The following is a 13102-nucleotide window of genomic DNA, read 5'->3' on the forward strand; positions in this document are numbered from 1 at the left end:
TTAAAGTGATTTCACTTATAATGTCCCCTTATTTCCGCATACTATTTCTATCTACCTTGAGAAGGAGGAAAGGAAATGGACAACAAGCAGCTTCCCATGGATATACAAACTTTTATGGATACGATGAAAGAACAATTCAACCAAAGCCCGGACTTAATCCAAAAAGTTTTTCAGATCAAGGGTCAGTCCATCATTGTTCAATTTATCTCTTACCAAGTGAAAAAAGAACGGCTTGAAAGAGAATTACTTGAACCTTTAACTCGCTCAAGAAAAACATGGACAAATAGAGACTTGCAAAATAAGATTCCACTCACTTCCTCCAATAAAGAAAAGTCGATAAAGAAGATTACAGAACAGCTGATCCACGGAAATATATGTGTCTATATTGAAGGGGAAAGTGAGGCGATCACCTATTTTCTTCCTCAGCAAGACCACAGAGGATTGGAGCGTGCCGAAACAGAATCACTTGTTTTTGGTCCACAGATGTCTTTTACAGAATCTCTTGTTACAAATTTAAATGTTGTACGCTGGAGACTGGACACAGATGATTTGGTAGTAGAGAAAATGATTGTAGGAGAAAGGATTAAATCTGAAGTACGAATCGTCTATTTAAAGTCCCTGGCTAACGATGAAAATGTAGACACAATACGACAGCGAATCAAGGATTTAAAAGTAGCTGAAGTAGAAGATACAAGTGTATTAGGGCAGCTGATTGAAGATTCATCAAGTTCTGTTTTTCCACAGCTTTTATTCACGGAACTCCCTGACCGATTCTGCAACTCGATCACGAAAGGAAGAGTCGGAGTTATGGTAGATAAAAGCCCAACAATGCTAATTGGCCCAATGACCCTTTTCAGTTATTTTGAATCAACGGAAGACCTGTATATGAGGTGGAACATGGGGTCGTTCATCCGACTCCTTCGTTTTACCGCTATGTTTATTTCAATTATCTTAACACCTATGTACGTTGCTGCTCTTACCTACCATTATGAAATTATCCCCTCTTCTTTAATGGTATCGCTAGGACAATCAAGGGCCACTGTACCATTTCCGCCTGTAATGGAAGCTTTGCTCCTGGAAATCCTCATTGAATTACTGCGTGAGGCCGGAGCCAGACTACCTACAAAAGTCGGCCAGACGATGGGTATCGTAGGAGGTATTGTTCTCGGACAGGCCGCAGTTCAAGCTGGGTTTACTAGTAACATTTTGATCATTATCATTGCCTTAAGTGCTCTAGCTTCCTTTACGGCTCCTAGCTACTTAATGGGTACGGCGGTAAGAATTGTTCGTTTTCCAATGATTATTCTTGCTGGGGCATATGGATTAATCGGCATTACATTCGCACTTAGCTTTCTCATTATCCATTTATTAAAGCAGAAGTCGCTCGGACGCCCTTACTTGGCACCTATTTATCCACTTTCTCTGAGAGATTTTAATGATTCCATCATCCGTCTTCCTTTTCAAAAGAACTCTAAGCGACCCTTACTAGTAATGCCAAAAGATAAAAACCGATACAGTAGCAAAAAATCTAATAAACATAAAGATGTGGACCCCTCATGAAAACAAATGTAATCGTTAAACCAGAGGTTGCAGTCAGTGCTTTTTATTTATTTTTTATAGTTCACACCATTCAAACGGGTGCAGGAATCATGGGGGTCCCCCGTATCCTTTATTTAGAAGCAGGACATGACGCCTGGATCTCCATTCTAATCGCTGGATTGTACCTTCACTTTATAGCATGGGTTATGATTTCAATTTTGAAGGAGTACGATAGCGCTGATATTATCGGGATCCAGTGTGATTTATACGGAAAATATATTGGCATAACAATAGGAATTGTCTTTTTGATCTATCAATTTTTCATTTTGTTGTCAGTTATAAAAAATTATGTAGAGGTTGTTCAAGTATTCATTTTCCCTAGCATCCCTATATGGCTAATGAGTTTATTCTTACTTTCACTCATGATTTATTGTGTACTAGGTGGATTTCGAGTGGTAGTGGGCACAAGTTTCATCTTCTTTTTTATGACGGTTTGGCTCGCTCTTACGATTTATAAGCCAGTCACTTATATGAACTGGGATAACTTTTTACCTATCGCCCAATCCGGTCCTTTGGAATTATTAAAAGGGGCTCAAAAGACCGCCTACACTGTCTTAGGGATGGAGATTCTACTGTTTGTCTATCCTTATATAAAAAACAAGGAAAAAGTTGCTCTCCCCGTTCATATCGCACTAGCATTGACAACTTCCTTAATTCTATTGGTGACTACCGTTTCCATTGGTTATTTCGGACCTGATCATTTAGAGCAAACCGTGTGGGCAACGTTATCCTTATTTAAAATCATTAGCTTCCCAATTATTGAACGTTTTGACTTTATCGCTGTCGCTATGTGGATGATGGTTGTAATCCCTAATATCGTCCTGCTTTGCTGGATGCTCATCCATACAACAAATCGTATGTTTAATGCTCCAAAGAAAAAAAGCTTGTATGTAATCAGCGGATTACTTTTTTTAGCTTCCATCTTGATTGAATATCGGATAGATATAAACACTTTAACTGATACTACTTCTAAACTGGGATTTTGGATTGTATTCGTCTATCCTTTGTTTGTCTTTCTTTCCCTTAAGATTAGAAAACTATGGCGAAAAAGGAGACGTACTACATGAGAATCTTATGTATGGTCATCCTCTTATTGTTGTGTACAGGATGCATTCCAAAAAATTATATTGAACAATTAGGGATTATCACAGCTGTGGGATACGATTTAGTCGACGAGAAAAAAATTAGAGGCACATTAGTCTTATTTCAATTTGACCCTACTTCAACGAATACTTCCCAAGTGGTTACAAGTGAAGCCAATACTTCAAAGGGAATTCGGTTGGCCGCCCATAGAAAGACAAGTCATAAACTTGTTTCTGGGCAAGTCAGAGTTGCACTTTTTCAAAAAGAACTCGCAACTAAAGGATTAACCAGATATATGGATACTCTCTCGCGCGATGCTAAAGTCTCCGATATGGCTTTGCTAGCCGTTAGTGAAGTGCCTACCTCTGAACTTCTTAAATCAACACCTTCCGAAGATGCCCCTAATACAGGGGAATATTTACACAGGTTAATTGAAAAGAGTATGAAACATGAAATGATTACAGATGCGACTTTGACCGTCTTCCAACAAGACTATTTTAATATAGGGGTCGATCCTGTCCTTCCACAGCTAACACTTGAAAATGGAAAGGGAGTCATTCAGGGGTTAGCTTTATTTCAGGATGACCGGTACGTGAAGAGCCTTGGAGCCAATGACATTATCTACGTGATGATGTTAAGAAATGAGTTGAAACATGGGGAATTCCAACTTGAGCTCCCTGAAGATGCTCTAGATAACTATCTCAAAGAAAAGAGCATAAACAACTCCAATGAAGAGGATGAATTGTTCGTATCGCTTTACCAAATGGCGAGCGATTTATCGATCAAACCTGATAAAAAGGACCCTGCTAGTTATAAGGTTGATATTAAAATGGAAGCTAGATTACTGGAAATAACAAAGGACGTTGACCTAAAAAGTAAAAAAGCTATTAAAGCTCTTGAGAAAGAGGTAGAAACAGAAATTAAAGATAACCTCAATAGAGTGATGGAACAACTAAAGGAAACACAGGTGGATCCTGCTGGTTTCGGAAAAAAATTTAATACGACTGCTAGAAAGAATCGTTTAACAGCAGAAAGCTGGCGCGACCAAATTCCTGATTATGATGTGAAGTTTGATGTGAAAACAAATATTTTACGGTATGGAATTACAGAATAAAGGAGCCCCTGAAAAATCTCTTCAGGGGCTTGCCGTTTAGGTCTCATATTCAAATTCATCTGGGTGCTTTCCGATTCTTTCATTATTATGAAGAGCATCAATCCTCTTTATTTCATCATCGTTCATATCAAAATCGAAAAGATCAGCGTTCTCTTTTTGTCGTTCTTTATTGGAAGACTTAGGTATGATCACGACATCATGTTGTAAATGCCAGCGCAGGATAATTTGTGCTGGGGTTTTATCGTATTTTTCGGCCAGCTGTTTTAAAATAGCGGCATCAAAATAGCGGCCTCTGGCAAGCGGTGCCCAGGCTTCAAGCTGGATTCCTTTCTGATAGCAGTAGTCAGCAAGGTCTTTTTGATAAAGTTCAGGGTGGAATTCAACCTGGTTTACCAAAGGCGTTTCTTCTGCATCCTCCAAGAGCTCATCTAAATGCTGCTCCATAAAGTTACACACGCCAATTGCTTTCACTTTACCATCCTTATAAAGCTTTTCGAGTGCTTTCCATGTATCCTTAAACTTCCCTGGAACTGGCCAATGAATCAGGTACAGATCCAGGTAATCCAGCTGCAGTTTCTGCAAGCTGCGCTCAAACGCCTGTAGCGTCTCTTCATATCCTTGTTCATCATTCCAAACTTTTGTAGTCACGAAGAGCTCGTCTCTAGGAATAGAACTTTCTTTGATCGCTTTGCCTACACCTTCTTCGTTGTCATAAAAAGAAGCCGTATCAATATGACGATAGCCGACATCAAGAGCTGATTTTACAGCGTTGATTACTTCTTCATCGTTCTCCATTTTATAGACGCCAAGCCCAATTTTAGGCATATTCACTCCATTTTTTAATGTTACAGCTTCCGTTAAACTCATTTTCATCTACTCCTTAAACAAGAATATTCCTTTTTAAAATTCCCAAACTTTAAGAGAATTCAAACCTTTCGATGCTTAGTTGAATATAATGACTCCTCCACCTGATTCAGAAGAAAGTCTTCAGGAGTATTGCCGATCAGGTAAAGTTTGTGGAGCGGTCTTGTCATGGCCACATATAACATTTTAATATCTAATTCCTTAAGCTGATAACGGTGATGGTGACTGTATAAGAAAACAACATCAAACTCCAGCCCTTTTGCAAGATAGGCAGGCAGAATCATTCGATCACTCATCTCTTCGTCTTCTTCAAGCATTCTAAATCCCAAATCAAGGTCTTGAATCTGTGACGCAACATGCTCAGCATCTCGTTTGGTTTTGGTTACGATGGCAAAGCTATTCATTCCACTCATTGCAAGGTGAGTAACCATATCCTTAAAGTGTCCTTTCCACCCATTTGCGCTTTGCAAAAACGTAGGAAGTTCGCCATGTCTTACAACTGGTTCCGCCTTCGGAAGCTCATCTGGCATAAGGGCTAACAACTCGTTCGCTAAATCCATGATTTCGATAGTTGTTCGATACGTTTTTTGCAAAGTGAGGTAATTAACGTTTCTGAAGACATCATCTGCTAACACTTCCCAGTTCTTCAGTCCACGATAACGGTAAATTCCCTGGGCAAGATCACCTACAATCGTGAAAAGGTCCGTATGAAAAGCTCTACGTAAAGCGTAAATTTCAAAGAAACTGTAATCCTGCGCTTCATCAATGACCACTTTTTTCGCTTGATGGTCTTTATCCATTCCTTTAATGAACGATTGGATATATAGTAAAGCAGCTAAATCTTCTGAGTTCAATTGTTTCTTTTTTAAGTACCTACTTGTCGATTCCCTCATTTCTTTCAGTTCCGGAGTGTCCTGATTACAAAGTGAAAGGAAATTTTCTTCTTCATACAACTGCTGATACACATCTAACAGTTTTCTTTTTGGATACTGCTTCATAAAACGCTGAACAGCTGTTCGAGCCTCTTTTTTAACTTCATTTAGCCGTTCTTCTTTTCTTGTGATTAGAAAGCTTACCCTTGTTTTACGCTTCTCTGGATCATTGAAACCAAACAGCGCTTTATCAAGTTCTTCATCGTATTTCTCAGCCATTTTTGATAAAATCTGCTTCTTTTTTCTTCTTAACTCACTTTGAAGAACAGCTTTAATTTTCTGGATACGAACCTCGTAAGGAAAATAACTGTACTCCTTAAAAAATAAATGATTGATTGACTTGGCACTTTTAATTTTGAAACCTGCCAAGAGAAAATCTTGATCAATCTGATATCCTTTTTTCAACCATTGCATATATCGATTCAATAAGTCTTTAAATGATTGGGATCCTTTGTACCCCGCCGACCATAATGCTAAGTCGTCGGCTGACTTACCTTCTTCTATGGATTTCATTAGTATCTCATGCTGAGTAGTCACCGGCCAGTGGATCCCTGTCACTTCCAATACAAACTCTGTAAAAGTGGTTTGTTTGGCACGCTGAACACCTAACTCTGGAAGCACTTCAGAGATATATTGAATAAACAAACGGTTGGGAGCTAGGATTAGCATTTCCTCTGGTTTAAAAATCTCTCTCATGGTATACAAAAAATAGGAGATTCTATGAAGCGCAATCGTTGTTTTACCACTTCCTGCCGCTCCTTGAACGATAATCGGCTTTCTTAAATCTGCTCGAATGACTTTGTTCTGTTCTTCCTGAATTGTTGCAACAATTTCAGTTAAACGATTCTCGGCGTTTTGAGAAAGGGAGTCTTGAAGCAGATCATCTTTCGTAGTGATATCGATATCGCGAAAATCCTCAAGCTCTCCTTCTTCAATCTGATACTGCCGCTTTAAGGAGACATGTCCTTCATAACGCTCTCCATGAGCATCATAACCGACTTCTCCAAGTCTTCCTTCATAATAGACATTAGCGAGCGGAGAACGCCAGTCCAAAATGATCGGAAGCTGAGTTTCCCGATCAAACAATGACATTTTTCCAATGTAGAAGACTTCACGTTCCGGTTTTTCTTTGCGATGAAAATCAATGCGGGCAAAATAAGGTTTCTTACGTAGATGAATGAGGCTTTCTAGCTGATCTTTAGACATCTTCATAAAGTTTGCATGAGAAAGCATTTCTTGATAGCGGAGGCTGCTGTCTTTGAAGTCAAGATGAGCTAGGGTGTCTTCCTGGCGCTTTTTCAATGCTTCCTGTCCTGATTGCTGGGAGGCAATTAGACGTTCCATGTAAGCTTTTGTGAAGGATAAACGTTTCAGTTCTTCTTGTAATTCAGGGTGGCTATTCGTCATTAGTCTTCTCCCTTCCAATCTGATTGGAATGACGTGTGAGCGCTGGCCCTTCATGTTTTTTTTCGAAGCAACGAACAATAAGATACCACACAAAATATGTAAAAGCAAAAGAAATCCTCGGCGATCTAAGATTTCCTTTGTAAATAAAGTATTTTTCCATACCCTTCACTCATTCCTATAGAAGAAAAAAATGCTGCTGAAAATTCAGCAGCACAACTCCATCAATGTCTTCGTTTATTCTCAATATACTTTGGCAAGCGCATTTCAAAAACAAAATAAGAAATCATTCTTAAAAAAATAGGATATAAAGCGAGAACTCCAAGTAAATCACCGATCATTCCGAGAATATTTGAGATAAGCATAACTGTAGTTAAAATAAGCATTAAAATCACAGTCACTAAGCCTGTCATTCCGTTTACTGGTGTCCAGTTGCCACCGACCGTTTCCGTTTCCTGAGAAAGTTTCTCAAAACACCGATAATGATAAGGGCGGACACGAAACCAGTTAGAAGCCGTTACCAACTCATCCCTATCCTGAATTTCTTTGTAACAATAACGACAAATATTTGTATTCACTCCACCTACTCCTGACGACGGTATTTTTTCATCAGTACACACTCATTGCCCTTATTATTATAACGTAATTTGTCCATAACTCGAAGCATTAAGACTATACCTCTGCCACGATCTTCAAGATCCTCAACACTCGGAAACCAATGTTTCATATCACTTTGAACCTGATATTCCTTCCAATTAAACCCTTCACCGCAGTCCTGAACTCTTACGATCATCATGGAATCTAAGAACGTAACCTTCACTTTGATTGGGGTATCAGTACTGCTTCCATGTCCATGCTTCCAGGAATTTACGATCGCTTCAGAAATGGAGGCATCCACCAACAATTGATCTTTTCCAAATCGTTGAACTAAGTGTGGATAGAATCGTTTTCGAATTTCTTTTAAATCTTTAGGGTGAAAGATGCTGGCCTCATAAGATGTTTTCATCATTCAACCTCTCCTCTTCAAAGTCGATTAGGTGTTCTTCTTAATCTAAGCACTCCACACAAGTGCTTCACCCCTCTTATTCCCCTTTATGACCGTTTATAAAAGGAAATAAGGAGATATTTTACAATGAATCAGTTTTTTTAAGCAGTATCTTTAATTTTAGCCTCCTATTCCTGATTACTTGAAATTAGAGATATCCGTTGATTTGGCTGAGTACTGTTTCTGTTAACTAGTTCAAAAATAGGCAGTCGAGGAAGTCGCTCGTTTTTTTGCGGAGGTGACAGCAAGCTTCCCAACCATCCCTAACACTTATACGAGTAAGAACCAGGGTTATCTCGTCGAGTCTTCCAATATCCTGCTATTAAGTGAAAAAAACGCTATGTTGGGAACATAGCGTTTGAGTTAAATTATTTACTTTTCTCATACTTCTGAATAATAGATATGACTTTATCCTTTGTTTTCTGACTTTGATAGCTCTCCATCTGAGATAAAAGTTTTTCTTTATTCGCCATCAACTCATGGATCTCTTTTAAAAAGCGTCCATCCGTCAGCTCTTCCTCTTCAAGCTTATGGGCATATCCCTGTTTGACGAAAGAGTCTGCGTTTAAAATCTGATCGCCACGGCTCACTTTTCTAGAAAGTGGAATTAGAAGCATCGGCTTTTTTAAAGCTAAGAATTCAAAAATGGCATTGGAGCCTGCGCGTGAAACGATATAGTCGGTAGCTGCAAACAAGTCCTTAAGTTCTTCATTAACATACTCAAATTGGGCATAGCCCTGACGTTTGATAGAAGGATCTTTGTGCCCCTTGCCGCACAAATGCACAACTTGCACGTCTTTTAGCAACTCATCTAAGTTATGACGCACAGCATCGTTAAGCGCTTTAGACCCTGTACTTCCTCCCATGACAAGAATGACCGGTTTTTGCTTATGAAATCCACAGTAGGATAAGCCTTTTGCCCGTTTCCCTTCAAAGAGCTCATCACGTACAACGGCCCCAATATATTCTCCTTTATCTTCGGGCAAGTGATTCATCGTTTCCGGAAAAGTTGCGAGAATCTTCTTAGCAAAAGGGAAAGATAGTTTGTTCGCAAGTCCAGGGGTATAATCAGATTCGTGAATAATTGTTGGTACGCTCCTTAGTTTCGCTGCTGCGACAACAGGTACAGACACGAAGCCTCCTTTTGAAAAGATCACCTGAGGCTTTCGCTTTCCTATGATCCTTAAAGCTTGCAGCAAGCCTTTCATAACCTTAAATGGATCCTTCAGGTTTTCTTTAGACATGTACCTTCTTAATTTCCCAGTAGAGATCCCGTGATAAGTAACTCCTTCCATCGATTCAATCAACTGGCGTTCTATTCCTTCGTAAGAGCCGATATAATCAACGGTATATCCTTGTTTTTGAAATTCGGGTATTAAGGCAAGGTTAACGATGACGTGACCAGCCGTCCCTCCGCCTGTAAATAAGATTCGCTTTTGACTCATGATTTAACGTCCTTTCTATGGTGCTTCTGTTTCCTTTTAGGTAAAGGTTCTATGATATGCTATAATCCTCGTATTCCTCTAAAGGAATTGTAACAGAAAAGGAAGGATTCTATGTACGAAACACAAACACTTCGTGAAAAAATAAAACTATTTTCCTTTATTCTGCTTCCTATTTTAATCACTCAAATTGGTATGTATGCAATGAACTTCTTTGATACAGTCATGGCAGGAAAAGCAGGGCCTGACCAGCTGGCTGGTGTTGCAATCGGCTCCAGTGTTTGGGTGCCTGTATTTACAGGTCTCAATGGTATCCTTATGGCTATTTCTCCAATCGTTGCTCAACTGAAAGGAGCGAGAAGAGAAGATGACATTCCATGGTCCGTTAAGCAAGGAGTCTACCTTGCTATCATATTGGCCGTATCAATCGGAACCACAGGCTATTTTCTTTTAGACCCAATACTATCCTTGTTGGACATAGAACCTGAAGTAAGCCATGTAGCGAAGTATTACTTGATTACGTTAGGAATTGGCATTGTTCCCTTATTTGTATTCAATATTTTACGCTCCTTTATTGACGCACTTGGTTTGACTAGAATATCGATGACAATCATTTTGCTGACATTACCGACAAATATATTATTTAATTACATGTTCATTTTCGGAAAATGGGGTGCTCCTGAGTTAGGAGGAATTGGTGCTGGCGTAGCTTCAGCCCTGACCTACTGGGTATCATTCTTTATCATCATTATCACGATACATAAGCTTCACCCATTAAAACACTACAAAATATTTTCCAATTGGATTTCACCATCCTTAAAGGAATGGTGGGAACAGTTAAAAATTGGAGTTCCGATTGGGTTTGCGATTTTCTTTGAAACTAGTATCTTTGCTGCTGTGACTTTTTTCATGACAGCCTACGATACCTATACCATTGCAGCCCATCAGGCAGCTATTAACTTTGCTTCATTTCTCTACATGGTGCCTTTAAGCATTGCTTTCACGCTAACGATAGCTGTCGGGTTTGAAGTAGGAGGACGACGCTTTATCGATGCAAGGTCTTATTCTTATTTAGGTATCAGCACTGCTGTCCTCATGTCGATCATCGCTGGATTGATCTTGTATATCTTTGACGATTCCGTGGCACGGCTTTACAGTTCAAATCCTAAAGTGATCGAACTTACAAAGAACTTCATATTCTTTGCTATTTTCTTTCAGCTTTCTGATGCCTTTGGAGCACCGATTCAAGGAGTATTACGTGGGTATAAAGATGTCAATATCACTTTAGTCATGGCGTTTGTATCCTATTGGGTTATCGGACTGCCAAGTGGATATCTACTTGCCAATTACACCGCTCTAGGTCCATATGGCTATTGGATGAGCCTGATCATCGGTCTGACCGCAGGTGCCATCACCTTATTAATTCGAATGCTTTATTTACAGAAGAAAAACATCGCTTCAGAGGACAAAAACCTGTCTCTATCCTAAGAGGTAGATCCTGAGGAGATACTGATTTAAACAATTAGAAAGCACCCTTCTCATAGGGTGCTTTCCTTCTTATCATTGATTAAGATTCATAACAATCAGCCGTTCTTCCGTCATATCTTCAATCGTATATTTAGGGCCTTCTTTGCCCCATCCGCTTCCTTTCACACCTCCATATGGCATGAGGTCGACACGGTATTGAGAGGAGTCGTTGATCATCAAGCCGCCAACTTCAACATTTCGTACCGCATAAAACGCAGTATCAATATTTTGAGTAAATATCCCACCTTGCAGTCCATATTGAGAACGATTGACTTCATCAATACATTCTTTAATATCTTTAAATGGAAGCAAATTGACGACGGGAGCAAAAATCTCCTCGCATACGACTTTCATGTCCTCATTTACATCCGCCAAAATTGTAGGTCTTAATAAAGCCCCTTCGCGTTCGCCACCATAGACGACGCTCGCTCCAGCTTTTTTCGCTTCCTCAATCCATTCCTCTGCTCGCTTCGCCTCATCTTCACTAATCATTGGGCCAACATCTGTCTCTGGATCGTTCGGATCACCGACATTTAATTCTTTAATTGCTTTAATGAATTTCTGCTGAAACTCTTCTCTTATGTCCTCATGAACATAAAGTCGCTGCACAGAGATACAAACTTGTCCAGCAAAGGCATAACTTTTCGCAGCAGCATTTTGTGCGGCAGCATCAATATCAGCCTCTTTGTCGATGATGACTGGAGAGTTGTTTCCGAGTTCGAGAATAAGTTTGTTCAGCCCTGTCTCCTGTTTCAGCTTTAGACCGACCTCTGCACTGCCTGTGAAAGTGTACATGTTTATTCTAGAGTCCTTCATCATCTGGTTACCAACCGTAGATCCAGAACCGACAACGACATTTAAATACCCTTTCGGCAGTCCCGCTTTCTCAAATAATTCTGCCAGCTTCAGTGCAGATATAGGGGTCTTACTCGCCGGTTTAAGAACAACAGCATTTCCTGCTGCAATAGCCGGCGCGATTTTGTGAGCGACGAGATTAACCGGAAAGTTGAATGGACTAATCGCACCAACGACTCCTACAGGAACTTTGATCGTAAAGGCCATCCGGTTCTCAGAGCCAGGTGCGGCCTCAACCGGTACACCTTCTCCGTGGATGCGCTTGGCTTCTTCAGCCGCAAGCTCAAATGTCTGAGAAGCGCGTTCTATTTCAGTGGTAGCCTGCTTAAGTGGTTTACCTGCTTCCATCGTGATATTTTTTGCAAGTTCTTCCTTATTTTCTAAAAGAAGCTCACTGACTTTTTTCAAAATCTCAAATCTTTGATAAGGGGTCATCGGGTTGGTCTTAAATGCTTGCTGTGCTGCTTCGACAGCTTGATCGACTTCTTTTTCAGAGGCTTTTGCAACACGTGCATAAGTTTCTTGCGTATATTTGTTAAGTACATCTAGTTGATCTTCCGTGTTTACCCATTCTCCATTAATAAAAAGTTGATAAGATTTCACCATCTTACAAATCTCCTTCCCATGGAACCTATTGTTTGTATTGCCCTTATCACACTTAGATAAACTTCGAGCAACAATCAGAAAACTCCTTCTAATCAATCGGTGCCCTATCGTCCTGTAACATGCTTCAACTACATAGCAGGATAGTGAAAAGATTCAATTGGAGATAAATTGATTTGAAAGTTTCCGTTGCCATAGATAAAACTTGGAGGTCCGAGCAATCACTCGCTTTCCGTGGGCATGTGCTGAGCCTCCTCAGACTACGTCTTCCGGGGTCTCACCTATCATGTGCATCCCACAGGAGTCTCGCGATTGCTCGGACCTCCTTCGTTTATGAGAAGGACGGAAACATCTAGGTTTCACGAACCCTAGATTATAATGACTCGTTACATGTAAATAAATTCTTATATGTTGCTGTTTAATAGCATGAAGTTAATAATTCTCTTACACGCTGGAAGGTTTCAGTAGGTCCGTTATACATAATACAGATGGGTTGGCTGGAAAATGGCGACACTCCCCTAGGAGAAGGAGCTAGGCGAGACCACACAGAGAGCGTAGCGAACGAGGAGGCTTGCCAGTTCACCCGCAGGAAAGCGAGTCGTTTTCCAGCCAACCCTATTTCTTATAAGGTTAA

Annotated in this window: 10 protein-coding genes; 4 read left to right on the forward strand and 6 right to left on the reverse strand. The window is 40.1% G+C overall.

Annotated features, from left to right (window positions below; genetic code table 11):
- The first annotated feature begins 75 nt into the window (after positions 1–75).
- From ACRYKC_RS18565 to ACRYKC_RS18575, 3 genes are read left to right on the forward strand one after another with little or no spacing between them, the layout of a single operon-like run.
- Positions 76–1560 carry a spore germination protein gene (locus ACRYKC_RS18565; RefSeq protein WP_433809101.1) on the forward strand — a complete coding sequence of 495 codons (1485 nt, stop codon included), beginning with the start codon at positions 76–78 and terminating at the stop codon, positions 1558–1560.
- Positions 1557–2666 (forward strand): GerAB/ArcD/ProY family transporter, encoded by a 1110-nt coding sequence (locus ACRYKC_RS18570; RefSeq protein WP_433809103.1) that lies wholly within the window; start codon positions 1557–1559, stop codon positions 2664–2666. The genes ACRYKC_RS18565 and ACRYKC_RS18570 overlap by 4 nt, the downstream gene beginning before the upstream one ends.
- Complete coding sequence (locus ACRYKC_RS18575; RefSeq protein WP_433809105.1) at positions 2663–3796, forward strand: Ger(x)C family spore germination protein; 1134 nt, start codon at positions 2663–2665, stop codon at positions 3794–3796. The genes ACRYKC_RS18570 and ACRYKC_RS18575 overlap by 4 nt, the downstream gene beginning before the upstream one ends.
- A gap of 36 nt (positions 3797–3832) precedes the next feature.
- On the opposite strand, the gene ACRYKC_RS18580 is transcribed toward ACRYKC_RS18575, so the two are convergent.
- The 5 genes from ACRYKC_RS18580 to ACRYKC_RS18600 all read right to left on the reverse strand — a co-directional run bounded on the left by ACRYKC_RS18580 (position 3833) and on the right by ACRYKC_RS18600 (position 9486).
- Entirely contained in the window at positions 3833–4669 is an 837-nt protein-coding gene (locus ACRYKC_RS18580; RefSeq protein WP_433809107.1) for an aldo/keto reductase, read from the reverse strand.
- Positions 4670–4722: 53 nt separating this feature from the next.
- On the reverse strand, positions 4723–6999 hold the full coding sequence (gene helD / locus ACRYKC_RS18585; RefSeq protein ID WP_433809109.1) for an RNA polymerase recycling motor HelD: 2277 nt from the start codon (positions 6997–6999) through the stop codon (positions 4723–4725).
- Positions 7000–7220: 221 nt separating this feature from the next.
- On the reverse strand, positions 7221–7574 hold the full coding sequence (locus ACRYKC_RS18590) for a hypothetical protein (RefSeq protein WP_433809111.1): 354 nt from the start codon (positions 7572–7574) through the stop codon (positions 7221–7223).
- A gap of 5 nt (positions 7575–7579) precedes the next feature.
- Positions 7580–8002, reverse strand: coding sequence for an ATP-binding protein (locus ACRYKC_RS18595; RefSeq protein WP_433809113.1), 423 nt, complete (start codon positions 8000–8002; stop codon positions 7580–7582).
- Positions 8003–8409: 407 nt separating this feature from the next.
- On the reverse strand, positions 8410–9486 hold the full coding sequence (locus tag ACRYKC_RS18600) for an undecaprenyldiphospho-muramoylpentapeptide beta-N-acetylglucosaminyltransferase (protein WP_433809115.1): 1077 nt from the start codon (positions 9484–9486) through the stop codon (positions 8410–8412).
- Positions 9487–9597: 111 nt separating this feature from the next.
- Here ACRYKC_RS18600 and ACRYKC_RS18605 point away from each other — a divergent pair, with 111 nt between their 5' ends.
- Positions 9598–10971 (forward strand): MATE family efflux transporter, encoded by a 1374-nt coding sequence (locus tag ACRYKC_RS18605; protein ID WP_433809117.1) that lies wholly within the window; start codon positions 9598–9600, stop codon positions 10969–10971.
- A 72-nt stretch (positions 10972–11043) separates the two neighbouring features.
- Here the strand turns inward: ACRYKC_RS18605 and ACRYKC_RS18610 are convergent, their stop codons facing one another.
- Complete coding sequence (locus tag ACRYKC_RS18610) at positions 11044–12471, reverse strand: aldehyde dehydrogenase family protein (RefSeq protein WP_433809119.1); 1428 nt, start codon at positions 12469–12471, stop codon at positions 11044–11046.
- Positions 12472–13102 lie beyond the last annotated feature (631 nt).

Origin of the sequence: Halobacillus sp. A1-3 (assembly GCF_050971765.1) — a bacterium.
GTDB classification, from domain to species: domain Bacteria; phylum Bacillota; class Bacilli; order Bacillales; family Halobacillaceae; genus Halobacillus; species Halobacillus mangrovi_B.

Coding starts and splice junctions, on each gene's coding strand:
- ACRYKC_RS18610 (WP_433809119.1), bottom strand. CDS start 12,471: ATGGTGAAATCTTATCAACTTTTTATTAATGGAGAATGGGTAAACACG.
- helD (WP_433809109.1), bottom strand. CDS start 6,999: ATGACGAATAGCCACCCTGAATTACAAGAAGAACTGAAACGTTTATCC.
- ACRYKC_RS18580 (WP_433809107.1), bottom strand. CDS start 4,669: ATGAAAATGAGTTTAACGGAAGCTGTAACATTAAAAAATGGAGTGAAT.
- ACRYKC_RS18600 (WP_433809115.1), bottom strand. CDS start 9,486: ATGAGTCAAAAGCGAATCTTATTTACAGGCGGAGGGACGGCTGGTCAC.
- ACRYKC_RS18565 (WP_433809101.1), top strand. CDS start 76: ATGGACAACAAGCAGCTTCCCATGGATATACAAACTTTTATGGATACG.
- ACRYKC_RS18605 (WP_433809117.1), top strand. CDS start 9,598: ATGTACGAAACACAAACACTTCGTGAAAAAATAAAACTATTTTCCTTT.
- ACRYKC_RS18570 (WP_433809103.1), top strand. CDS start 1,557: ATGAAAACAAATGTAATCGTTAAACCAGAGGTTGCAGTCAGTGCTTTT.
- ACRYKC_RS18595 (WP_433809113.1), bottom strand. CDS start 8,002: ATGAAAACATCTTATGAGGCCAGCATCTTTCACCCTAAAGATTTAAAA.
- ACRYKC_RS18575 (WP_433809105.1), top strand. CDS start 2,663: ATGAGAATCTTATGTATGGTCATCCTCTTATTGTTGTGTACAGGATGC.